Raw genomic sequence first — 21,668 nt, 5'->3', positions numbered from 1 at the left:
GAGGGGGGTGAGGCTCGCCGTGGTGGAGCAGCACCGCCCTGTTCCCGGAGCACCCCTTCTCGGCCTGCCTGAAGAATCCCGGCACGCTTAAGGCTGTGCCGGTATAAATACCTCTGTCATGTGCGACGCCCAGCCAGGGAGCATGACAGATGCCGGCCATCCCGACCCCGCCGACGCGGTCCTTCCGCACGCCCGAAGCCTTCCGCCCCGCCCACTGGGTTTCGGCGAAGACGCCGATGCGCGGGGAGGACATCGTGGGTGCGCAACGGGCGCTGGCGGATGTGGGCCATTACCGGCCCTGGCCGGATCTGGGCTTCCAGCCGGTCGCCGAGCGGCGGCTGTTCGAGGGGCTGAAGGCCTTCCAGAAGTCGAAGGGTCTGGAGCCGGACGGCGCGATGGGTCCGGCGGGCCCGACGGCCCAGGCGCTGGACGCGGCCCGGCACGCGAAGGCGACGGCGGGTGCAAAGCGGCCGGCGCGGGACCTGCTGGGCCGGGGCGCCAACCTGCCGCTTGATCTGTCGGTCGGTGAGGGCGGCGCCAACCGCGAGGCGGATGTGAAGGCGGCCAAGGCGGCGCTGGGGTTGCTGGGCTACTACCCGCCGGAGAAGGTGCGCCGGCCCGACGGCCTGACGGGCAAGGCCGACGATCATGATTTCGAATTCGGCCTCGGCGCCTTCCAGCGCCGCTTCGGGCTGAAGACCGACCGGCGGATGGACCCCTTCGGGCCGACCCAGGCCAGGCTCGACGAGCTGCTGCAGCCGGCCCTCGACCGCGCCTTCGGCTTCGACATCGAGAACCCCGCATCCGGCCCCGCCGCAGCCGAACCGCTGTTGATCTCCGCCGACCCGGAGGCCCGTCCGCAGACCCAGGCGGCGATGCTGGAGACCCTCCGCGCCCACGGCCTCGCCCACATGGCCGAGACCCGGCGCACCGATGCGCTCTACGGCTTCGATGGTGAAGCAGGCGAAGACGCGCTCGACGGCGGTTCGGGCGAGGACAGCCTCGGCGGCGACCCGGAAACGACCGGACCGGCCGGCGTAGACGAAGACGCCGCCCGGCCCGAGGCGGCGGCGCGCGGCGACGCGGCGAGCCCGGCACAGGGCGGCGAGGCATCCGACCGTGTCGAGGCCGCTGCGGTTCCCGGGGTCACGGGTGATCCGGACCTCGACCGTGTCCATCGCATGCTCCGAAGCACGCCCTTTGCGCGCGCCGCGGAAAATCCGGAACGCTTGAGCGAGATTACCGCTCAGGAAGAGCGGATCGTCGGATCCTTCACCACCGAGCAGATCGAGGACCGTCTGCGGCGTCTGACGCTCCACACGCGCCGCAGCGTGCAGGATCCCTTTGGGCCGCAACTCGACAGCATGAAGGCTTCGGACGGGCTCGACTACCGGCGCCGCGTCCTGGCCCAGGCAGACATTCTCAAGCAGCGCTATCTCGACGCCGATCCGGACCTTTCAGCGACCGAAGCCAATCAGCGCGTTCTCGCCCGAATCGGCGAAGGAATGGGGCTCCGCCCAAAAGACCTCCGCCTCCTGCTCGACTTCGTACCTGTCGCCGGAGATGCGCTCGCCATACACGACGGCATTCTTGCCCTGTGGCACGCCGCCAATGCCGACACGGCCGAAGAGCGCCTGCAGCACCTCTCCGACGCGTCCCTCGCCATGGTCGGACTGGTGCCGATCATCGGCGACCCGATAAAGTTCTCGCTGAAAGCGCGGCGAAACCTGAGGAAACTCGGCATTCCTGACGAAGAGCATGAAGATTTTATCAGGCGGCAGGCAGTCTTCCTTGTGACTACCGAAATGATTTCAAAATACAGAATGAAGGGAAAGGCACTCTCCGTATTCGAGATGGCAAAGAAAAATCCGGCCTTGGCCACCTTGCCACGCCAAGAACTTACACGAATACAAAATACCTTGAATCCGATCAGCGGAAGAAAGGGGCAAGAGGTCGTTGCAGCACTATTTGAATTGGGTGATCTAGCCATGGATAGCGCGGGGCGGAGGTTGCCCCTTGCCTTCCAGAATCGAGCTGGAATAGTGAGAATATTTGATACTATGAGAATGCGAGACATTGTGCCTTCGACCCGGAAAGGCATGTTTGAGACCGTTGACCGAGTCAAGGGAGTGGCGGGTGATGTGAAATCCGGGCGGGCGAAACTTTCACCAAATCAGAAGAAATTCGACGACAGTATCGGTGACGCTGAAAATGAAATCATGCCCCTACGGGCAACGGATCTGGAAATCGAAATTTCCTCATCGGAGATTATCAGGACGCCAATTCATATAATACCGCGAGACAGGCTGGAACATAAAATTCGTGCGGTATTGGAAAGCAAGGGATATTCAAGCGAAGTCGTTGCTGCTGTTGTGGAGGGGGTAGGAACGATTCACGAATTGGATCGCAATACCTCTGTCATTATCACTCTTGAATCGGCCGTGGAAGCGGCCCTTGTGGCGGCAGAAGGCCTCTCGCTTTGATCACTTGGCTCCCAGCCATTGCCCCCATCTTTTATTCCGCTCCGCTCGTTCGAGTTCGTCAAAATCAATGCCGGGATCCTTGATGTCATAGCCGAGAATTTGCGAATGACGCAAAATCTTCCTCGCGACCTGTCTGGGTCTGAAGACGTTCTGGACCGTTTCCTTCTCTATTTCGATCCGGAGTTCCTGCTGCAGAACGGGATTCTTTGAGCCAGGGCCGCCAGCCAGCCGCATTCGGTGATTTTTCACACGATCCTGCTCGGTCGCAAAATCGAGAGAGGCGCGCTCGAAGAGCTTGTGGCCCAGATTTTCAATCATTTCTCCATCCTCCGCAATCTTTGCCAGAATGAAGCTGACCGATCTCGGAAAGTGGGTGCGACCAAGTCCCTTTCTTAGCACCTGAGCATAGTACGACAGATAGTCAGGGCCCTGTCCAATATCCGACCAAGCGTAGCGGAGCCACGATTCCGCCACGGTACACGTCAATTCGTGAAGGTCGGCCCCTTGGCTCAACCATGCGCCACTTCCAGAATCGGCGGTGATTCGTGATTCGTAAAATGGCAATGGTCGCAAGAAACCAAGGGTGAAGCTGGGTCTGCCTTTTCGGCCCGCCGGATACATATGGCAGTATCGCTCAAATTCGGCATCAACATAGCGTTCGTAAATACTATCTTCAAAATGGATGGGGGCCGTCCCATAGGGTATTCGACGGCTTCGCCGCCATTCGCCCACCCGCTCGCACATTTCGTCCAATTGGGGGATATAGACACCAAGGAAATCCCGGAACGAACCGGGTTCGGTCGAGAACCCGCGATAGAGCTTGACGTGGTGGACGATGCCGTCGCCGTCGAGGCGCCAGTGCGTCCTGCCGACTCGCCTGAATCCCCTCGATTCCACGGCGTCGGCGAAACCCAGCTCCGCGATCCGCTCCCAGACCGGCTTTTCCTTGCTCTCCGCCATCCACGCAGGATGCCAGCCGCCGTCCGTTCCGGCAATGTTCGGCGTCCGGGCATGGCCGGACGGCACGCGGTCAGCGAGTTCTGTCCTGTTCAATGACGGCCAAGAACTCGGTGTAGTCGATGCCCGAGGGGGGAAGGCGTATATCCAGCGCGCGCCCGATCTTCTCCAACCGGTATGCTCGCCCTTGCCGCAGCATCTGACTGTTCTTTGCCAATTGATCCCTGGAAATCTCGCCCGATGTTACATTCGAGCGCTCGAAAGAGCCCTCCCGCTCGCATTCCTTCCAGACGTCCTCGTAGCTCTTGCGGGCTTCGGCGAAGGCGGCATCCGCCATGCGTTCGATATGCGCCTGGTCGCCGGCAAGCCTGGCCACGGCGTAGTAGAACGGATCGGGATGGCGGATATCGGGAATCGTCCCCGGTCCCCAGTGGAAGCGGTAGAGGTTCCGGAAGTCCAGCCGCGCCTCGATCCAGGGCCAGCTGTAGCGTTCCCAGTAGCCGATGATGGTGGCGGCTACGTCCCGCAGGTCGTGCCCCTCGGTGAGGAAGGCCTGCGCGCGCAGGTCATTGCCCGCCCGGCCCCAGTACCTGATGTCGAGGAATTCCTTCTCGAAGTCGGGCCGAACGGGCTGGAAGATTTCGTCGAGCAATCCCCGCCAGCCGCCGCGCCCGGGCAGAGGCGGCGGGGGCGGATGCAGACGGTCGAACTCGCGCTTCTGCGCCAGGATGACGTCCATGCCGGTATCGCTCTGCATGTGGACGCGCTGGCCGCCGCCGTGGAGATACTGGCTCGCCTTCGAGCCGTCCCATCTGGCGTAGAGTTCGTCCAGGCCGTGCACGAACGCGCCGTGGACCGGCAGGAAGGAGGTCGGCGTCGCCTTGTAGCCCCGGACCAGCCGCATCCGCCAGGTCAGCCCTTCGCCCTCCATCTTCCAGTGGGTGGCGTTGACCCGCCGGAACCCCGTGGATTCCACCGCATCGGCGAAGCCGAGTTCGGCGATCCGCTCCCAGACCGGCTTTTCCCTTTCCGCGCCCATGGCCGCAGGATGCCAGCCGCCCTCCGTTCCGGCAATGTTCGGCGTCCGGGCATGGCCGCATTGCGTCCGGCGCGGGCGGGTTTGACTTGCCGGATCCCGCTGCGGCGCAACATGTTGGGCAGCATTCCGATCCCGAGAAGAGGCCGCCCATGTCATCCCCGCCGTCCAGCCCGTCCGGCGCCCCTCACGGCGCGGGCGATACCGCCTCGCTCGGCCTCGGCGTCGCCCTCGGCCTGACCACGGCGCTGATCTGGTCGGCCTACATGGTGCTGGTCCGCGACGGCGTCACTGGCGGCTTCGCGCCCATCGACATGGCCGCCGCGCGCTACTGGCCCGCGGGGCTGATCATGCTGCCGGTGTTGCTGCGCGCGGGGCTCCGCGACCTGGGCGGCGTCGGCTGGGGCCGCGGGCTGGTGCTGACCGTCTTCGCGGGCCCGCCCTTCGCGCTGTTCATGAGTTTCGGGCTGAGCTACACGCCCATCTCCCACGCCGGGGTCATCGCGCCGGCCTCCCTGACCCTGATGGCGACGCTGCTGGCGGTGATCTTCATCGGCGAGCGGCTGAGCCGGCTGCGCCTGGCCGGTCTGGTGCTGATCACGGCCGGCGTCGTCATGGTCGCCGGCCTCTCCTTCCTGGCGACCTTCAACGCCGACGTGCTGATGGGCGACCTGCTGGTGATCGGCGCGCCGACCTGCTGGGCCGTCTTTACCCTGCTGCTCCGGGTCTGGCGGATCGATCCGGTGCGCGGCACCGCCGCCGTCGTCGTGATCGGCTCGATCGGCCTGATCCCGTTCCACATCGCCTTCGCCGACTACGACGCGCTGATGCGGATCGGCTGGGGGGAGATCGGCGTGCAGCTGCTGGGACAGGGGGTGATGAACGGCTTCCTGGCGACCCTGCTGTTCGTCATCACGGTCTCGAAGATCGGGCCGGCCAGGGCGGCGGTCTTTCCGTCGCTGGTGCCGGGTCTGACCATCCTGATCGGCGCGCCGGTGCTGGGCGAGATCCCGACGCTCTATCAGCTCGCCGGGTTGGCGGCGGTGACCGTGGGACTGGTGCTCGCCGTGGGGCTGGTGGACGACTGGTTCGGCTGGCGGCGGCGCCGGCGCGCGGCGCTCATGCCGGCCGACGATCAGGACGCGGCCGCCACGAGACCCATCTGAGGCCCGCGGCGACGATCACGCCATAGGCCGCCATGCCGAGGGCGACGCAGATGAACACGGCGACCGGCTCGGCGCGTCCGGCCGCCAGCAACGCGCCGCCGCCGCCGGCGATGATGGCGAAGCGGCTGAGCGAGCCGATCACCGGCACGCCCATGGTCTGCATCGCCTGAGCCGCGAAGTAGAGCGACAGACCGAGGCCGAAGAAGGCGTAGAATGGCGCGACGCGGCGCATGTAGACGGCGCAGGCCTCGATCACCGCCGCATCGGCGGTGTAGAGAGACGCCCAGAAGGCCGGGAACAGGGCCGAGGCCACACCGATCGCGCCCACGATCAGGGCCGCCGCCCCCGCGCCCCGCCAGGCCACGGCCTGCGCCCGGTCCATGCGCCCGGCGCCGCGGTTGGCGCCCACCATGGCGATCATCGCCGAGCCGATGCCGAAGATGATCGGGATCATCAGGAACTCCAGCCTGGCGGCGATGCCGTAACCGGCCAGCCATACGGGTCCGAGGCGGCCCACCAGGGCGGTCACGGTCAGCGCGGTGACGATGGTCATCACCGCCTGGAACCCGGCCAGCGACCCGATGCGCAACAGCGGCGTCACCAGCGATCGCGGGACCGGGCCGGGGCGGAAGGCGACGGTCGCGCCGCCGCCCGCGAACAGCAGCGCCATTGCCGCGAGGCCGGCGACATAGGCGCCGCCCATGGCCCAGGCGGCGCCGGCGATGCCGAGGTCGAGGCGCAGGATCAGCAGCCAGCTCAGGCCGAAATGGCTGGCCGCGACCAGCGCCTGCAGCATCGCCGGGCGCAGCATGTCACCGGCCCCGCGCATCACTCCGGCGGCCATGTTGAACAGCCAGATCAGCACCAGGGCGGGCATCAGCCGATCCGAATAGGCCAGCGCCGCAGCCAGCACGTCGCCCTCGCCGCCGAGCAGGCGATAGAAGGCCGGACCGGCGAGATGGAACAGCGCCGCCATGGCGAGGCCGCAGCCCAGCGCGATCAGCAGCGCCGCGCGCAGGATCGTCTCCGCACGCGCCTCGTCTCCGGCACCCGTGGCGTTGGCCGTGGCCCCGCTGACCGCGCCGCCCACCGCGCCGGCCGAGAGCATGTTGGCCAGCATCAGGATCGGGAAGACCAGCGCGACCGCGGCGAGCTCCACCGTGCCCAGTCGGCCCAGATACCAGGCCTCGACGATGCTCATGGACGACTGGATCGCCATGGCGGCGATGCCGGGGACGGCGAGCCGCGCGAGCGTCGGCCCGATCGGCCCCTCCAGCAGGGCGGTGCGGCTGCGCGCGGTCCTCGCATTCATCGGCGTGTCCTTTTCATTCCTGGTTCGCGGGAATGAACTAGCGGCGGCGCGGCCGCGGACGAGGCAATTTTCCTCGGGCTTCGGACAAGTTTGGCGATACCCTGCCGCCGGGAGGCATGAACGGCGCGGGGAGGCGCAAGCGCGATGATGAATACCGAGCCGACGGATCCGCAGCCCGGCGAACTGGCGATCGCCGACTATCCGGAACTCGCCGGCCGCGAGTTCGCGGTCAGCGACTGGGTCGCGATCGACCAGGAACGCGTGACCATGTTCGGCGTGGCCACCGAGCACCGCCACTGGCTGCATCTGGACCCGGAGCGCGCGGTCCGCGACGGCCCCTATGGCGGCACGCTGGCGCACGGCTTCCTGGTCACCAGCCTGCTCAGCCACTTCATGGACAATGTCCGCATGCGCCCGTGCGACGCCGCCTTCGGGCTGAACTACGGCTATGACCGGGTGCGCTATCTGGCGCCGCTGGTGACGGGCCCGCAGACCCGAATACGCGACCGTATCTCCATCATGGAAACGACGTGGCGGCCCGGCGGACGGCTGATGGTCAAGACCGCCAACCATTTCGAGCAGGACGGCAATCCGGACCCCATCGCCTACGCCGAATGGCTGATCCTGTGGGTGCCGAAAGGCGGGGAGGGGCAGCGATGAAGGCTTTCGAGGGCATCCGCATCCTGGATGCGACGCACGTCTTCGCCGGGCCGTTCTGCACCTACCAGATGGCTTGGCTGGGCGCGGAGGTGATCCGGGTCGAGGCGGTCGAGCCGCTGGACTTCATCCGCTACGCCTCGCCCGATGAGGACCAGCAGCGCGCCGGCATGGCCGACGCCTTCCTGATCCAGAATGCCAACAAGGCGTCCGTCGCGCTCGACCTGAAGTCGCCGAAAGGCCAGGACGCCTTCCGCCGGCTGGCGAAGACCAGCGATGTGGTGATCGAGAACTACCGCCCCGGCACGATGGCGAAGCTGGGGCTGGGACCCGGGGACCTGATGGCGGCGGACCCGCGGCTTGTCTACTGCTCGGTTTCGGGCTTCGGCCAGACGGGGCCGCTGCGCGACGTGCCGGCCTACGACCATTTCGTGCAGGGTATCTCGGGGATGATGGCGCTGCAGGGCGACGAATCGACCGGGCCCATGCGCGTCGGCTGGCCGGTGATCGACTACGTCGCCGGGCTGGCCGCCGCCTTCGCGCTGTCGGCGGCGCTCTACCGCCGGCAGGCGAGCGGCGAAGGGCAGTATGTCGATGTGGCCATGCTGGACGCCGCGCTGTCGATCATGGGACCGGCCGTGGGTCCCTGGCTCACCAGCGGCCGCCTGCCGGCGAAGACCGGCCGCCAGGCGGCGTCCGGCAGTCCCTTCTCCGGCATGTTCGACACCGCCGACGGCATTCTGGTGGTGGCGGCGAACACGCCGAAGCAGGCGTCGTCGCTGTGCCGCGTGATCGGGCGCGAGGATCTGGCAGGCAATCCGGACGTCATGCCCTGGCAGGGCCGCCCGGAAATATCGGCGCGCGTCCAGCCGCTGCTGGCGGCGGCCTTCGCCACGCGCTCGGCGCTGGAGTGGGAGGCGCTGCTGGCGCCGGCTTCCGTGCCCGCGGGCAAGCTGCGCCATGTCGGCGAGATCGCGGCGCACGAGCAGGTCGCCGCACGCGGACTGATTCGCCATGTCGACGACGTGCCCGGGCTGGGCCGCGGTATCGATGTGCTGGGGCCCGGCTTCCTGTTCGGCGACGCCTCGGCTCAGGTGGAGACGCCGAGCCCGCCGCCGCTCAAGGGCGCGGACACGCGGCGCTATCTCAGGGAGGCGGGACTGGACGACGCCGGGATCGACGCCATGATCGCCGAAGGGACTGCATCAGAACCGAATTGATCCCCCCGGGGCCGGCGGTTAAGGTACTCTCCATAAACAGCTTCAAAAGAAAGCTAATCAGGGAGGACTTCTTAATGCTTCATCGTACCTTGACGGGTCTTGCGGTCGCCGCCGCGACGACCTTCGCCTTCGCGGGCGCGGCCTGGTCGGCCGACGACATGGTCGACGGTCCGGCCGTCACCTGGAACCATTCGCTCTGGGGCAAGCCCCGCGCCTTCACCATGGGTCTCGAACACCTGTCGGATGAACTCGCGCGCCGCACCGGCGGCAAGTTCGAGTACAACCTGAACTATGGCGGCCTCTCGAAGCCGAAGGAGAATCTCGACGGTATCGAGATCGGGGCCTTCGAGGCCGCGAACTTCTGCAATTTCTACAGCCCGGACCGCACCCCGTCGGCCATGATCTTCTCCTTGCCCTTCCTGCCGATCGGCGACTGGGAAGTGCGGATCAAGGCTTCGGACGCCTACTACCAGCATCCGGCCGTGAAGAAGGAAATGGCCGGCATGAACGCCATGATCTACATGGCCGGCGTGCTGCCCCAGTACGAGTTCCTCGGCCGCGGCGAGCCGCCCCGGAAGCTGGAGGACTGGAACGGCAAGAAGGTGCGTGCGGGCGGCGGTGTCGCCGACGCGATGTCGAAGCTCGGCGCCACGCTGATGACCGTGCCGGCGACCGAAGTCTACACCCTGCTGGAACGCGGCACCGTGGACGCGGTTTCGTTCCCGTATTCCTACGCCCATGCCGCCTACAAGGTGCATGAGGTCGCCGACTGGTTCACCGGCAACTTCCAGCCCGGCACCGCGGACTGCCCGACGGTCTTCAACATCGACGCCTGGAACGCCCTGCCGAAGCAGTACCAGGATCTGCTGATGGAGCTGAAGTGGGAGGTCTACGAGAAGCAGAAGGCCGCCTACCTCGCCGCCGACGAAGTGAACATTCCGATGTTCCAGAAGCAGCTGACCGAGGTCCGCTTCACCGAGGACGAGCTGGCCGAGTTCCGCAAGCAGATCGGCGTGCCGATCTGGCAGGAAAGCTTCGTGGATCGCTATGCCGACCGTCTGCCGACGCAGGAACTGCTCGACTTCCTGCTGGCGGAAGCCGAGAAGGTGCGCGGCGGCTCCTGAGGCACGGCCAATGGGCGGCCGCCGCGGCGGCCGCCCTGACGCTGCCCTTTCCAGGATAGATACATGACAGAACAGAGTGCGGCCGGCGGTCTGTCCCGCACGGACCGGTGGCTCTTTGCGATCGAAACGGCGTTCAACCTGATCGCCGCGTTCTCGATCTTCGGGCTGATGTTGCTCGGCGTGGTGCAGGTGTTCAGCCGCATCCTGCTCTGGCTCGACCAGAGCATGACCGCGGCGTGGGGCTTCGAACTCGGTCTCGGCTTTTCGATCGTCGGCTACATCGACGTCGTCGAGCAGGCCATTGCGCTGTTCGCCTTTCTCGGCATCGCCTACTGCCAGAAGATGGGCGGGCACGTGCGCATGGATCTGGCGCTCCGCGGCCTCTCGCGGCGGGCGCTCTGGATTTCCGAAGCGACGGCGATCCTGCTGTCGCTCTTCGTGGTCGCCGTGCTGGTCTACTACGGAATCGAGCATTTCCTTCGCGCCGTCGAATCCGAGGACTCGACGATCGACATCCGTCTTCCGGTCTGGCCTTCGAAACTGCTCGTCCCGGTCGCCTTCTCCCTGCTCTGGCTCCGCCTGCTCCTGCAGTTCGTGGCCTTCCTGCGGCTGGTCGCCTCCCCGGAGAAGGAGCCGGTGGCCGTGCCGACCATCCAGACCATCGAAGAAATCGCGCGTCACGAAATCGACGAATCGGATGAATCGCGCTACCGGCAGGGGGGCTGAGCCTTGGATCCGTTGACAATCGGCGTGCTGGGCATGGCCGTTCTGGCCGTGCTCATCGTCATCGGCATGCGCGTGGTCTTCGCCACCGCGCTCGTCGGTCTGCTCGGCCTCGTGGCGATCTTCTACGTGAAACCCAATTTCGATCTGCTGCGCGCCTTCGAGGTCGCCGGCGGCATCGCGGGCCAGACGCCGCATTCGAAGGCGGTGGCCTATCCGCTGAGCGTCCTGCCCATGTTCATCCTGATCGGCTTCCTGGCCTTCTACGCCGGCATCACCAAGGCGGTGTTCGAAGCGGCCCGGCGCTGGATCGGCTGGGTGCCGGGCGGCCTCGCCGTGGCCAGCGTCTTCGCCACCGCCGGCTTCGCCGCCGTCTCCGGCGCGTCGACATCCACCGCGGCGGTCTTCGCGCGCATCGCCATTCCGGAAATGCTGAAGAACGGCTACGACCGGCGACTGGCCGCCGGCGTGGTCGCCGCGGGCGGCACGCTGGCGTCGCTCATTCCGCCCAGCGCGATCCTGGTGCTCTACGCCATCATCGTCGAGGAATCGGTTGGCGCGCTGCTGCTGGCGGGCTTTCTGCCCGGCATCTTCTCGGCGGTCATCTACGCCATGCTGATCGTCTTCCGCGCCTGGCGCAATCCGGAACTCGGCCGGCCGATCAAGGGCTTCACCTGGGCCCAGCGCTTCGAGTCGGTGCCCGGCACCTTTCCGATCCTGCTTGTCATGGCGATCATCATCGGCGGCATCTATTTCGGTCTGGCGACGCCGACCGAGGCCGGCGCGCTCGGCGCCTTCGTCGTCTTCGTGATGGCGATCTTCCGCGGCATGAAATGGGACAGCCTGAAGGACGCCCTGCTGGAGACGGCCAAGCTCACGGTGATGATCTTCTCGATCATCTGGGGCGTGCTGATCTTCGTGCGCTTCCTGGGCTTCGCGGGTCTGCCCAACGCCTTCGCCAACTGGATCGTCAACCTGCCGCTCGACCCGTGGGTGGTGATGATCCTGATCCTGCTGGCCTACGCCGTGCTCGGCATGTTCATGGACGCCATCGGCATGCTGCTGCTGACCCTGCCGGTGGTCTATCCGGCGGTGATCAAGCTGGGCCCGGAACTGGGCTTCGAGAGCGCCACGGAAGTCTCGATCTGGTTCGGCATCATCGTCGTCAAGATGGTCGAGATCTGTCTGATAACGCCACCGATCGGACTGAACTGCTATGTCGTCAACGGCGTCAGACCGGATATTCCGCTATCCGACATCTTCCGCGGCATCGGGCCCTTCTTCATCGCTGACGTCCTGACCGTCGCCGGACTGGTGATGTTCCCCGCGATCATCACCTGGCTGCCGGCCCAGATGTGACCGCCGGCCGCGAGCGCGCGGACCGGCTGCTGGTCGATCTCGGTCTGGCCGACAGCCGGGCGCGCGCCCGGGCCCTGATCCTGGACGGCAAGGTCCGCGCCGACGGCCAACCTGTCGCCAAACCAGGGCAGATGCTGGCGCGGGCGGCGCATGTGGAACTGACGAAACCGGACCATCCCTGGGTCAGCCGGGGCGGCCTGAAGCTCGAGGCGGCGCTGGAGCATTTCCAGATCGATCCGGCCGGGAAGGTGGCGCTCGATCTTGGGGCTTCCACCGGCGGCTTCACCGATGTTCTGCTGGCCCGCGGTGCGGCCCGCGTCTACGCCGTGGACGTGGGTCACGGCCAGCTCCATCCGCGCCTGGCGGCGGATCCGCGGGTGATCTCCCTGGAAGGCGTCAACGCCCGCGCGCTCGATCGCGGGCTGATCCCCGAGCCGCCCGGACTCGTCGTCTGCGACGTCAGCTTCATCGGTATCAGGACCGCGTTGCCCGCAGCCCTGGCTCTGGCGGCGCCGGGGGCGGCCCTCGTGGCGCTGATCAAGCCGCAGTTCGAGGCCGGCCCGGAGAGCGTCGGCAAGGGCGGCGTGGTCCGAGACGAGGCGGTCCGGCGTCGGACGGTCGACGCCGTCGTCGACTGGCTGGAAGGGGATCCGGGCTGGCGGGCCGCGGGCGTGACCGACAGTCCCGTTGCGGGCTCGGACGGCAATCGGGAATATCTGCTCGCAGCATTCGCACCGGAGTAGCTTCATCATGGAATTCAGGGTCGAGACCGTCGGCCAGGCCGGCGACGGCGTCGTCACGGCGGACGGCGAGCGCGTCTTCGTGCCCTTCACCGCGCCGGGCGACCTGATCGAACTGCGCGTGGAACCGCAGACGGGCCGCGGGTCGCCGAGGCGCGGCCGCATCGGCCGCCTGATCGAGGCCGGTCCCGACCGCGTGGAGCCGCCCTGCCGGCATTTCGGCCGCTGCGGGGGCTGCGCGCTGCAGCATCTTTCGGAAGGCTTTCTGGCGGACTGGAAGCGCGCCGCCGTGATCACGGCGCTGGGCCGCCGGGGCTTCGAGGAGCCGCCGGTTGCGCCGACATTCCGGGGCGGCCCGGCGCGCCGCCGCCGCGCCGTCTTCACGGCCCGCGCCGACCGCCGCGGCGCCATATCGCTCGGTTTCCACGAACGCCGCGGCCGGGCGTTGGTCGACATTGGCGAATGCCCGGTGACGGAGCCGGAGATCGAGTCCCTGATCCCGGCGTTGAAGCTGGCAATGGAGGGTCTGCTGACGCTGCGCGGGGAGGCGCGGCTGACCGTCAACCTGACGGACGCGGGCGCGGACCTGCTCATCGCCGGCGATCTGACCGAAAGCCTGGCGCTGCACGAACGGTTGGCGGATTTCGCCGCCGCCCGCGACCTGGCGCGGCTTTCGCTGCAGCGGGCGGGCGATGCGCCGACGACGCTGGTCGAACGCCGCCGGCCCGAGCTGCGCTGGCCACCGCTGAGCGTCACCCCGCCGCCGGGGGCGTTTCTGCAGGCGGATCGCCGGATAGAAGCGCGCATGCGGGAACTGGTGGCCGAATGGTCGGCGGACGCCGGTCGCGCCGCGGACCTTTTCTGCGGCGTCGGCACCCTGGCCTCGGCGCTGCCGCTCAGGGCCGGGGATCTGGCCGCCGATTCGGATGCGGCCGCCGTGGCGGCGCTGAAGGCGGGCGTCGACCGGGCGCCCGGCGTCGAACTCGAAACCGCGGTCCGCAACCTGCAGCGCCGGCCCTTCCAGGCCGGCGAGCTTTCGGGCTTCGGCCTGGTGATGCTGGATCCGCCCGCGGCGGGCGCGCGCGAGCAGTGCGAACAGATCGCCCGGTCGGGCGTGGCGCGGGTGATCTACGTCTCGTGCGCGCCGGCGACCTTCGCCCGCGATGCGCGCATCTTGGCCGATGCCGGCTTCCGGCTGGCAGCTGTCGAGCCGCTGGATCAGTTCTTCTGGGCGCCGGACGTGGAGCTCGCCGCGCTGCTGGTGCGCGACTGACGAATCTTACCTGGTCGCGCGCTTCAGAAAGGCGATGAGGTCGCGGACGTCCTCCTCCTTCTTCAGGCCGGGAAAGGCCATCTTGTTGCCGGGCATGAAGCCACGGGGGTCGCGCAGCCAGGCTGCGAGCGTCTCCTCGGTCCAGACCACGTCGGACGCCTTCATGGCCTCGGAGTAGCGTCCGAAGTCGGCGGTCCCGGCCTCGCGCCCGAACAGGCCGTGCAGGTTGGGACCCACCTGGCTCGGCTGGCCCGGCTTGATCTTGTGACAGGCGCCGCACTTCTTGAAGACCTTGAAGCCGGACGCCGGGTCACCTTCGGCCTGCGCCGCGCCGCCGAGCGCGAGGGCGAGCAGGAACACGGGCAGGGTCAGAATCTTCTTCTTCATGGTCGTCTCGTCTCTCCGTGTGCGACGCGGCCGGACCGGCGCGCGCCGTCTGTCAGATAGGATGCGGCGGCGGTGGTTCCACCCCATGGATCTTTCCCCAACTTGAACGATGAATCGATGGTGGCGGATCAACACCACCCGGCGCGTGGCCAATGGCGAGCATGTTGACGCAGCGGCGACCTGACACGCGCATCACTCCGGAACAAAGCCGTTGACGGCTGTTCGGGGGCATCGCCACTATGCCCCGGTCGTGGGTGCGCAAGGCGCGCCTCACCATTTCAACCCGACTCAAGCGGGAGGCTTCACATGAAAATGCGGAACATGCTTCTGGCCGGTGCTGCGGCGCTGGCGCTGGGCGTGGGGACGGCGTCGGCGAAGGACATGACCTTCGCATTCCAGGGCGACGCCAACTCGATGGACCCCTACAACCTCAACGAGACCTTCACCCTCGGCTTCATGGGCAACATGTACGAGGGCCTGGTCCGGCGCGGCGCCAATCTGGAGATCGAACCGGCCCTGGCCGAAAGCTGGGAGATCATCGAGCCGACGCGCTGGCGCTTCCACCTGCGCAAGGGCGTGAAGTTCCATGACGGCCGCGACTTCACCGCCGACGACGTGGTCTTCTCCGCCGATCGCGTCCGCGGCGAGGGCTCGGACCTCAAGACCCGTCTTGCCGGCGTTGCCGAGGTGATCAAGGTCGACGACTACACGGTCGATTTCGTCACCGACGAGCCGAACCCGATCCTGCACTTCGAGTGGGAAACCTGGGGCATCATGTCGAAAGGCTGGGCCGAGGAGAACGGCGCCGTCACCGCCCAGTCGGCGACCGGCGACCAGGAGAACCACGCCACCCGCAATGCCAACGGCACCGGCCCGTTCAGGCTGGTCAGCCGCGAGGCCGACGTCGAGACCGTGGCGGAAGCCAATCCGGACTGGTGGGACAACGCGAACAAGTCGCACAACCTGACCAAGGTGACGCTGAAGCCGATCGGCTCGGACGCGACCCGGGTCGCGGCCCTGCTCTCGGGCCAAGTGGACATGGCTTATCCGATTCCGGTGCAGGACATGAACCGCGTCGATGGCAATGACGGCACCTCCATGCTGGTGGGACCGGAACTGCGCACGATCTTCCTGGGCATGGACCAGCACCGCGACGAACTGCTGTACTCCAGCGTCAAGGGCAAGAACCCCTTCAAGGACGTCCGCGTGCGGCAGGCCTTCCATCACGCGATCAACGCCGACGCGATCAAGCAGAAGGTGATGCGCGGTCTCTCCGAGCCGAGCGCGCTGATGGTGGCGCCGGGCATCAACGGCTCCGACCCGTCCTTCGAGCGTCTGCCCTACGACCCGGACAGGTCCAGGGCGCTGCTGACCGAAGCCGGCTATCCGGATGGCTTCGAGGTCGGCATGGACTGCCCGAACGACCGCTACGTCAATGACGAAGCGATCTGCCAGGCCGTCGTCTCCATGCTGGCGCAGGTGGGCGTGAAGGTGAACCTGCTGGCACAGCCGAAGGCGCTCTACTTCAAGAAGATTCTGGCGCCGAGCCTCGACACGTCGTTCTACCTGCTGGGCTGGACGCCGGGTTCCTTCGACAGCTGGAATGCGCTCTACAACCTGCATGGCTGCTACAACGAGGAAACCGGCAACGGCAAGTTCAACCTCGGCCGCTACTGCAACGAGGAAGTGGACGCTCTGACCGCGAAGATCCTGTCGGAAACCGACGCGGAGAAGCGCAACGCCATGATCAAGCAGGCCTGGACGATCACCACCGACGAGGTGGCGTATCTTCCGCTGCATCAGCAGGCTCTGGCCTGGGGCGTGCGAAAGGGCGTCAACGTCAAGCAGCGCGCCGACAACCAGTTCTCGTGGCGCCACGTCACGATCGACTGATCGACGCGGACGTGATTGCGGCCCTCCGCCCGCCACCCGGCGGCGGGGGGCCGTTCCGTTAAGGGGCCGGCATGATTGCATTCGTCATTCGACGCCTGATCCAGGCCATGATCGTGATGCTGGTCGTGGCGCTGATCGGCTTCACCATGTTCCGCTTCGTGGGCGACCCTGTGGCGCAGATGGTCGGCCAGGACACCTCGCTGGCCGAACGGGCGGAACTGCGCGAGAGGCTGGGGCTCAATGACCCGGTTCCGGTCCAGTTCGGGCGCTATGTCAGCAATGTCGTGCAGGGCAATTTCGGCATCTCCTACCGAATCGGCCGGCCGGTCGACCAACTGTTGCAGGAGCGTCTGCCGGCGACGCTGGAGCTCGCCATACTGGCGGCGATATTCGCGCTGGTGGTCGGCGTGCCGCTGGGCGTCTACACCGGTCTCTATCCCCGAAGCTGGCTCAGTCACGTCTTCCTGACGGTGTCGCTGATCGGCATCTCCCTGCCGACCTTCCTGATCGGGATATTGCTGATCCTCGTCTTCGGCGTCGTGCTCGGCTGGCTGCCGACCTTCGGACGCGGCCAGACCGTCGACATCGGCCTCTGGACGACCGGGCTGCTGACGGTTTCCGGCTGGAAGTCGATCATCATGCCGGCCTTCACCCTGGGCATGTTCCAGCTCGCGCTCATCATGCGTCTGGTGCGTTCCGAGATGCTGGAGGTGCTGCGCACCGATTTCGTCAAGTTCGCCAGGGCCAGGGGCCTGCGCAACCGCGCTGTCCACTATCGCCATGCGCTGAAGAACACCCTGGTGCCGGTCATTACCATCACCGGTCTGCAGCTCGGCTCACTCATCGCCTTCGCCATCATCACCGAGACGGTGTTCCAGTGGCCCGGCATGGGGCTGCTCTTCCTGCAGGCGATCCAATTCGTCGACATCCCCGTCATGTCGACCTACCTGATCCTGGTCGCGTTCATCTTCGTGGCCCTCAACCTGCTGGTCGACATCCTCTATTACGCCGTCGATCCTCGGCTTCGCGTCGAGCGCACGGGGGGCGGCCACTGATGGGGCCCTGGGCGCGCTTGAAGGACAATCTGGCCCGCTTTCTGGACAGCGACATCTGGCACAGTTTCCGGACCTCGCCGGTGACCGTCGCCGCCACCTCGCTGGCGCTGTTGATGATCGTCGCCGCGCTGATCGCGCCCCTGATCACGCCGCAGAACCCGTTCGATCCGGCCTCGCTGGACATCTTCGACGCCTTCACCCCGCCGATCTGGCATCCGGACGGCTACTGGCCGTTCCTGATCGGCTCCGACGACCAGGGCCGCGACCTCTATTCGGCGATCCTCTACGGCTCGCGTGTCTCGATCCTGGTGGGTTTCGCCTCGGTGCTGCTGGCGATCCTGATCGGCGTCACGCTGGGCCTGCTCGCCGGCTATCTGGGCGGCACGGCGGATTCGATCATCATGCGCATCGCCGACGTGCAGCTCAGCTTTCCCGCCCTGCTGATCGCGCTGCTGATCAGCGGCGTTTCCAAGGCCTTCTTTCCCGGCGAGAGCCATACGGACATCGCCATCGCGGTCATCACCATTTCCATCGCACTGTCGATCTGGCCGCAGTTCGCGCGCACTGTGCGCGGCTCTACAATGGTGGAGAAGGGCAAGGAGTACGTGCAGGCCGCGCGGGTCATCGGCCTGTCGCGCGGGGCGATCATGTTCCGTCACGTGCTGCCGAACGTCATGGGGCCGGTGCTGGTCATCGGCACCATCAACCTCGCCGTCGCGATCCTGCTGGAGGCGACGCTCTCATTCCTGGGTGTCGGCGTGCCGGCGACCCAGCCGTCGCTGGGGACGCTGATCCGCATCGGTCAGGACTTCCTGTTCTCGGGCGAGTGGTGGATCGTCATCTTCCCCGGCATCTTCCTGGCGCTCCTGGTCCTGTCGGTGAACCTGCTGGGCGACTGGCTGCGCGACGCCCTGAACCCGAAGCTGAGGTAGCCCGATGGCGACGCCGGTTCTGGAAGTGAAGAATCTGAGGGTCGAGTTCCCGACCCGCCGCGGCACGCTGGTGGCCGTCGACGACATCTCGCTGACCATCGACGAGGGCGAGGTGCTGGGCGTCGTCGGCGAATCCGGCGCCGGCAAGTCGATGACCGGCGCGGCGATCATCGGCCTGATCGAGCCGCCCGGGCGTATCGCCGAAGGCCAGATCCTGCTCAACGGCCGGCGTATCGACAATCTGCCCTACGAGCTGATGCGGCGCGTCCGGGGCAAGGAAATCGGCGCCATCTTCCAGGATCCGCTGACCAGCCTCAATCCGCTCTACCAGGTCTCCGAACAACTGGTCGAGACCATCCAGACGCACACCAGCCTCACCGACCGGCAGGCCCGCCAGCGCGCCCTGGACCTGCTGAAGGAAGTCGGCATCCCCGCCGCCGAGGAGCGGATCGATCACTATCCGCACCAGTTCTCCGGCGGCATGCGCCAGCGGGTGGTGATCGCGCTGGCGCTGTGCGCGGAGCCGAAGCTGATCATCGCCGACGAACCGACGACGGCCCTCGACGTCTCCATCCAGGCCCAGATCATCACCCTGCTGAAGCGGCTCTGCGCCGAGCACGGCACCTCGGTCATGCTGGTGACCCACGACATGGGCGTGATCGCGGAGACCGCCGACCGCGTGGCGGTGATGTATGCCGGACGGGTGGCCGAGATCGGCCCCGTCCAGGACGTCATCAAGCGGGCGAAGCATCCCTATACCGAGGGGCTGATGGGCGCGATTCCGGCGCTCGGCAGCCGCGTCGGCAAGCTCACCCAGATCGACGGCTCCATGCCGCGCCTGACCGACATTCCCAACGGCTGCGCCTTCCACCCGCGCTGCCCGAAGGTGATGTTCAAATGCCATACCGTCCGGCCCGACCTGATGGGCGACGGGCGCCACGACGCGTCGTGCTGGCTGCACGAGCCGGTCGAGGAGGGCGTGGTATGAGCGACGACGTCCTGCTCGAGGTCGAGGGGCTGGTCCGCCATTTCGACGTCTCGCCGCCCTGGCTCAACCGGGTGATCGAGCGCCGGCCCAAGGCCTTCGTGAAGGCCGTCGACGGCGTCAGTTTCGAGATCGGGCGTGGCGAGACCTTCAGCCTGGTGGGCGAGTCGGGCTGCGGCAAGTCCACCGTCGCCCGCCTGGTGGTCGGTCTCTACAACCCGACGGCGGGCCGGCTCACCTTCGACGGGATGGACGTGGCCGGCGACCGGGCGCGGCGGCGTAACCCGTCGGCCCAGCGGCGCATGCAGATGATCTTCCAGGACCCTTACGCCTCGCTCAATCCGCGCTGGCGGGTCGAAGACATCGTGGCCGAGCCGATCCGCCATCTCAAGCTGGCGACCGGCGAGGCGGAAATCCGCCGCCGGGTGGGCGAGCATCTCTCCCAGGTCGGCCTCAGCCCGAAGGACGGGGCCAAATATCCGCACGAGTTCTCCGGCGGCCAGCGCCAGCGGGTTTCGATCGCACGGGCGCTCGCCGGCGAGCCCGAGTTCCTGGTCTGCGACGAGCCGACCTCGGCGCTCGATGTGTCGGTGCAGGCGCAGATCCTGAACCTGATGAAGGATCTGCAGGAAGAGCTCGGCCTGACCTACCTGTTCATCAGCCACGACCTGGCCGTGGTCTATCACGTCTCCACCACCGTCGGCGTCATGTACCTCGGACGGCTGGTGGAGTGGGCGGAGACGGACACGCTGTTCACCGAGCCCCGGCACCCCTATACGCGCATGCTGCTGGACGCCATCCCGGACCTGGAAATGTCGGGACGCGCGCGCACGCCGGTCGCCGGCGAGGTGCCGAGCCCCATCGATCCGCCGCCCGGCTGCCCGTTCCATCCGCGCTGCCCGCTGGCCAATGACCGCTGCCGCGTCGAAGTGCCGAATGCGATCCACGCCGGGCCGTCCATGGTCGCCTGCCACGCCGTCGAGGAAGGCCGCCTGCCGCCCTGGGGCGAGCGCGCCTGACGCCGGACCGGTTCCGCACCTGACCTGACCGCCACTTGCGCTGCGCGTCACCCCCGCCTCAGTGCGGGGGTCCGGAGCGGCTTCGCCGCAACTTTGAAAATGGCCCGGATGCCCGCACGGGGGCGGGCATGACACCGAAGGGCCAGGACCGATTCAATCGGTCACCTGGCGTTCTGCCGGTCCGCCGGGAACAGCTTGTACATGTAGGTGGTGGCGTCGTAGCGCCCGCCCTCGGGCGTCATGGCGAAACGCGGGATCTCGCCCGCCACCCGGTAGCCGGCGGCCGCGTAGAGCGGCTGGGCCGCATCGCCGGTCCGGGTGTCGAGCGTCACCAGCGTTCTGCCCAGCGCCGCGGCCTTCGCATCCAGCGCCGCCATCAGCGCCCGGCCGATGCCGCGCCGCCGCCAGCCGGGATGAACCAGCAGCTTGGTGACCTCGCCGCGATGGCGCTGGTTGGGCGGCATGTCGAGCAGCAATTGCACCGTGCCGCAGACCTGCTCCCCGTCGAGCGCCGCCCAGAGGATGCGTCCGCCGGCCCGGAGCGGCGGCAGCACCTTCATCCTCCAGAAGGCCTCGGCCTCTTCGCGGGGGAAGGGCCAGATGAAGTTCACGTTGGCGCCGGCCTGGACGGCGGCGTGCAGCACCTCGGTGAAGCCGTCCAGCCGCGCCTGGAGCCCGGCCGCGTCGACCTCCTCGATCCTGATGCCTTCCATGTCCGTTTCCTTCTCAGACGACGACGAGGATGTAGCGGGCGCCGCTGCCGGCGGGCGTGCGGAAGGCGCTGGCGCCGTGCAGCTGGTAGCGGAGGCAGTCGCCGGGTCCGAGCCGCCAGGCGGCGTTCTCGTGCTCGATCTCCAGCGCGCCGTTCAGCATCACCAGGTGATGCTCCAGCCCGGCGACCGGCGGGGACGGGTAGGCGATCTCCGCGCCCGCCGCCAGCTCGCACTCGATCACCTCGGCGGCCAGGCCGCGCGCGGGCGGTGAGACCGAACGGCGCACGAAGCCCGCGTCCGGATCGGTCCAGACCGGCTGTTCCCCGCGCTTCATGTGCGGCCGCCAGTCGTCCTCGACCATGGTCATCAACCGCGAGATCGGCAGGCCGTAGGCGGCGCAGAGCCGGCCCAGCGCCTCGGCTGTCGGGCTGACCTCGGCGTTCTCCAGGCGGGAAAGTGTCGCCCGGCTGACGCCGCTCCGCGCCGCCAGCTCCTGCAGCGACAGGCCATGCTCGCCGCGCAGGCGTTTCAGCCGTCCGGCCAGGCGCAGTGTCAGATCGGTATCCTGTCCTCCCATATTCGGGAATAAATCCTGAAAATGGGACAGACGCAAGCCCGCATTCAGGCGCTTGAC

General features: G+C 67.2%; 20 protein-coding genes. 14 read left to right on the top strand and 6 right to left on the bottom strand.

The window, feature by feature from the left end:
- Window positions 1–149: 149 nt before the first annotated feature.
- Window positions 150–2,483: a hypothetical protein gene (locus TEF_21090; GenBank protein ID ANK83018.1), complete on the top strand. Its 2,334-nt coding sequence runs from the start codon at window positions 150–152 to the stop codon at window positions 2,481–2,483.
- On the opposite strand, the gene TEF_21085 is transcribed toward TEF_21090, so the two are convergent.
- Both TEF_21085 and TEF_21080 read right to left on the bottom strand, forming a co-directional pair.
- Entirely contained in the window at window positions 2,484–3,443 is a 960-nt protein-coding gene (locus TEF_21085) for a hypothetical protein (GenBank protein ANK83017.1), read from the bottom strand. It abuts the gene before it with no gap.
- 70 nt (window positions 3,444–3,513) lie between these two features.
- Window positions 3,514–4,479, bottom strand: coding sequence for a hypothetical protein (locus tag TEF_21080; protein ID ANK83016.1), 966 nt, complete (start codon window positions 4,477–4,479; stop codon window positions 3,514–3,516).
- A gap of 149 nt (window positions 4,480–4,628) precedes the next feature.
- Between TEF_21080 and TEF_21075 the strand changes: the two genes are divergently transcribed.
- Window positions 4,629–5,642, top strand: coding sequence for a hypothetical protein (locus TEF_21075; GenBank protein ID ANK83015.1), 1,014 nt, complete (start codon window positions 4,629–4,631; stop codon window positions 5,640–5,642).
- On the opposite strand, the gene TEF_21070 is transcribed toward TEF_21075, so the two are convergent.
- Window positions 5,596–6,954: a hypothetical protein gene (locus tag TEF_21070; GenBank protein ANK83014.1), complete on the bottom strand. Its 1,359-nt coding sequence runs from the start codon at window positions 6,952–6,954 to the stop codon at window positions 5,596–5,598. The genes TEF_21075 and TEF_21070 overlap by 47 nt on opposite strands.
- Window positions 6,955–7,137: 183 nt before the next feature.
- Here TEF_21070 and TEF_21065 point away from each other — a divergent pair, with 183 nt between their 5' ends.
- The 7 genes from TEF_21065 (at window position 7,138) to TEF_21035 (ending at window position 14,050) form a co-directional block, all read left to right on the top strand.
- Window positions 7,138–7,614, top strand: coding sequence for a hypothetical protein (locus TEF_21065; GenBank protein ANK83649.1), 477 nt, complete (start codon window positions 7,138–7,140; stop codon window positions 7,612–7,614).
- A complete protein-coding gene (locus tag TEF_21060; GenBank protein ANK83013.1) occupies window positions 7,611–8,831 on the top strand; it encodes a hypothetical protein in 1,221 nt (406 codons plus the stop codon). Before TEF_21065 ends, TEF_21060 begins: the two co-directional genes overlap by 4 nt.
- 74 nt (window positions 8,832–8,905) lie before the next feature.
- Entirely contained in the window at window positions 8,906–9,955 is a 1,050-nt protein-coding gene (locus TEF_21055; GenBank protein ANK83012.1) for a C4-dicarboxylate ABC transporter substrate-binding protein, read from the top strand.
- Window positions 9,956–10,018: 63 nt separating this feature from the next.
- On the top strand, window positions 10,019–10,681 hold the full coding sequence (locus TEF_21050) for a hypothetical protein (protein ID ANK83011.1): 663 nt from the start codon (window positions 10,019–10,021) through the stop codon (window positions 10,679–10,681).
- Window positions 10,682–10,684: 3 nt separating this feature from the next.
- Entirely contained in the window at window positions 10,685–12,037 is a 1,353-nt protein-coding gene (locus TEF_21045) for a C4-dicarboxylate ABC transporter permease (GenBank protein ID ANK83010.1), read from the top strand.
- The gene (locus tag TEF_21040) at window positions 12,034–12,780 is read left to right on the top strand and encodes a hemolysin (protein ANK83009.1); all 747 of its coding nucleotides are present in this window, start codon (window positions 12,034–12,036) and stop codon (window positions 12,778–12,780) included. Before TEF_21045 ends, TEF_21040 begins: the two co-directional genes overlap by 4 nt.
- 4 nt (window positions 12,781–12,784) lie before the next feature.
- Window positions 12,785–14,050, top strand: coding sequence for a hypothetical protein (locus TEF_21035; protein ID ANK83648.1), 1,266 nt, complete (start codon window positions 12,785–12,787; stop codon window positions 14,048–14,050).
- Between the two features lie 6 nt (window positions 14,051–14,056).
- On the opposite strand, the gene TEF_21030 is transcribed toward TEF_21035, so the two are convergent.
- Complete coding sequence (locus TEF_21030; protein ANK83008.1) at window positions 14,057–14,437, bottom strand: hypothetical protein; 381 nt, start codon at window positions 14,435–14,437, stop codon at window positions 14,057–14,059.
- 312 nt (window positions 14,438–14,749) lie between these two features.
- Between TEF_21030 and TEF_21025 the strand changes: the two genes are divergently transcribed.
- The 5 genes from TEF_21025 to TEF_21005 all read left to right on the top strand — a co-directional run bounded on the left by TEF_21025 (window position 14,750) and on the right by TEF_21005 (window position 20,321).
- Window positions 14,750–16,330 carry an ABC transporter substrate-binding protein gene (locus TEF_21025; protein ID ANK83007.1) on the top strand — a complete coding sequence of 527 codons (1,581 nt, stop codon included), beginning with the start codon at window positions 14,750–14,752 and terminating at the stop codon, window positions 16,328–16,330.
- Window positions 16,331–16,401: 71 nt separating this feature from the next.
- Window positions 16,402–17,385 (top strand): ABC transporter permease, encoded by a 984-nt coding sequence (locus TEF_21020; GenBank protein ID ANK83006.1) that lies wholly within the window; start codon window positions 16,402–16,404, stop codon window positions 17,383–17,385.
- Window positions 17,385–18,317: an ABC transporter permease gene (locus TEF_21015; protein ANK83005.1), complete on the top strand. Its 933-nt coding sequence runs from the start codon at window positions 17,385–17,387 to the stop codon at window positions 18,315–18,317. Before TEF_21020 ends, TEF_21015 begins: the two co-directional genes overlap by 1 nt.
- A 4-nt stretch (window positions 18,318–18,321) precedes the next feature.
- Window positions 18,322–19,305, top strand: a complete 984-nt coding sequence (locus TEF_21010) for a methionine ABC transporter ATP-binding protein (GenBank protein ANK83004.1) — start codon at window positions 18,322–18,324, stop codon at window positions 19,303–19,305.
- On the top strand, window positions 19,302–20,321 hold the full coding sequence (locus TEF_21005) for an ABC transporter ATP-binding protein (protein ANK83003.1): 1,020 nt from the start codon (window positions 19,302–19,304) through the stop codon (window positions 20,319–20,321). Before TEF_21010 ends, TEF_21005 begins: the two co-directional genes overlap by 4 nt.
- Window positions 20,322–20,482: 161 nt before the next feature.
- On the opposite strand, the gene TEF_21000 is transcribed toward TEF_21005, so the two are convergent.
- Together TEF_21000 and TEF_20995 are read right to left on the bottom strand one after the other, a co-directional pair.
- Entirely contained in the window at window positions 20,483–21,034 is a 552-nt protein-coding gene (locus TEF_21000; GenBank protein ANK83002.1) for an acetyltransferase, read from the bottom strand.
- Window positions 21,035–21,047: 13 nt separating this feature from the next.
- Window positions 21,048–21,611, bottom strand: coding sequence for an XRE family transcriptional regulator (locus TEF_20995; protein ANK83001.1), 564 nt, complete (start codon window positions 21,609–21,611; stop codon window positions 21,048–21,050).
- Window positions 21,612–21,668 lie beyond the last annotated feature (57 nt).

The organism is Rhizobiales bacterium NRL2, from assembly GCA_001664005.1.
Lineage (GTDB): Bacteria > Pseudomonadota > Alphaproteobacteria > Minwuiales > Minwuiaceae > Minwuia.
This window is presented reverse-complemented; position numbering and strand designations above follow the sequence as displayed.

Excerpts from the sequence above, each read along its gene's own strand:
- TEF_21090 (ANK83018.1), top strand. The coding sequence starts at position 150 with ATGCCGGCCATCCCGACCCCGCCGACGCGGTCCTTCCGCACGCCCGAA.
- TEF_21085 (ANK83017.1), bottom strand. The coding sequence starts at position 3,443 with ATGGCGGAGAGCAAGGAAAAGCCGGTCTGGGAGCGGATCGCGGAGCTG.
- TEF_21080 (ANK83016.1), bottom strand. The coding sequence starts at position 4,479 with ATGGGCGCGGAAAGGGAAAAGCCGGTCTGGGAGCGGATCGCCGAACTC.
- TEF_21075 (ANK83015.1), top strand. The coding sequence starts at position 4,629 with ATGTCATCCCCGCCGTCCAGCCCGTCCGGCGCCCCTCACGGCGCGGGC.
- TEF_21070 (ANK83014.1), bottom strand. The coding sequence starts at position 6,954 with ATGAATGCGAGGACCGCGCGCAGCCGCACCGCCCTGCTGGAGGGGCCG.
- TEF_21060 (ANK83013.1), top strand. The coding sequence starts at position 7,611 with ATGAAGGCTTTCGAGGGCATCCGCATCCTGGATGCGACGCACGTCTTC.
- TEF_21055 (ANK83012.1), top strand. The coding sequence starts at position 8,906 with ATGCTTCATCGTACCTTGACGGGTCTTGCGGTCGCCGCCGCGACGACC.
- TEF_21050 (ANK83011.1), top strand. The coding sequence starts at position 10,019 with ATGACAGAACAGAGTGCGGCCGGCGGTCTGTCCCGCACGGACCGGTGG.
- TEF_21030 (ANK83008.1), bottom strand. The coding sequence starts at position 14,437 with ATGAAGAAGAAGATTCTGACCCTGCCCGTGTTCCTGCTCGCCCTCGCG.
- TEF_21025 (ANK83007.1), top strand. The coding sequence starts at position 14,750 with ATGCGGAACATGCTTCTGGCCGGTGCTGCGGCGCTGGCGCTGGGCGTG.
- TEF_21020 (ANK83006.1), top strand. The coding sequence starts at position 16,402 with ATGATTGCATTCGTCATTCGACGCCTGATCCAGGCCATGATCGTGATG.
- TEF_21015 (ANK83005.1), top strand. The coding sequence starts at position 17,385 with ATGGGGCCCTGGGCGCGCTTGAAGGACAATCTGGCCCGCTTTCTGGAC.
- TEF_21010 (ANK83004.1), top strand. The coding sequence starts at position 18,322 with ATGGCGACGCCGGTTCTGGAAGTGAAGAATCTGAGGGTCGAGTTCCCG.
- TEF_21005 (ANK83003.1), top strand. The coding sequence starts at position 19,302 with ATGAGCGACGACGTCCTGCTCGAGGTCGAGGGGCTGGTCCGCCATTTC.
- TEF_21000 (ANK83002.1), bottom strand. The coding sequence starts at position 21,034 with ATGGAAGGCATCAGGATCGAGGAGGTCGACGCGGCCGGGCTCCAGGCG.
- TEF_20995 (ANK83001.1), bottom strand. The coding sequence starts at position 21,611 with ATGGGAGGACAGGATACCGATCTGACACTGCGCCTGGCCGGACGGCTG.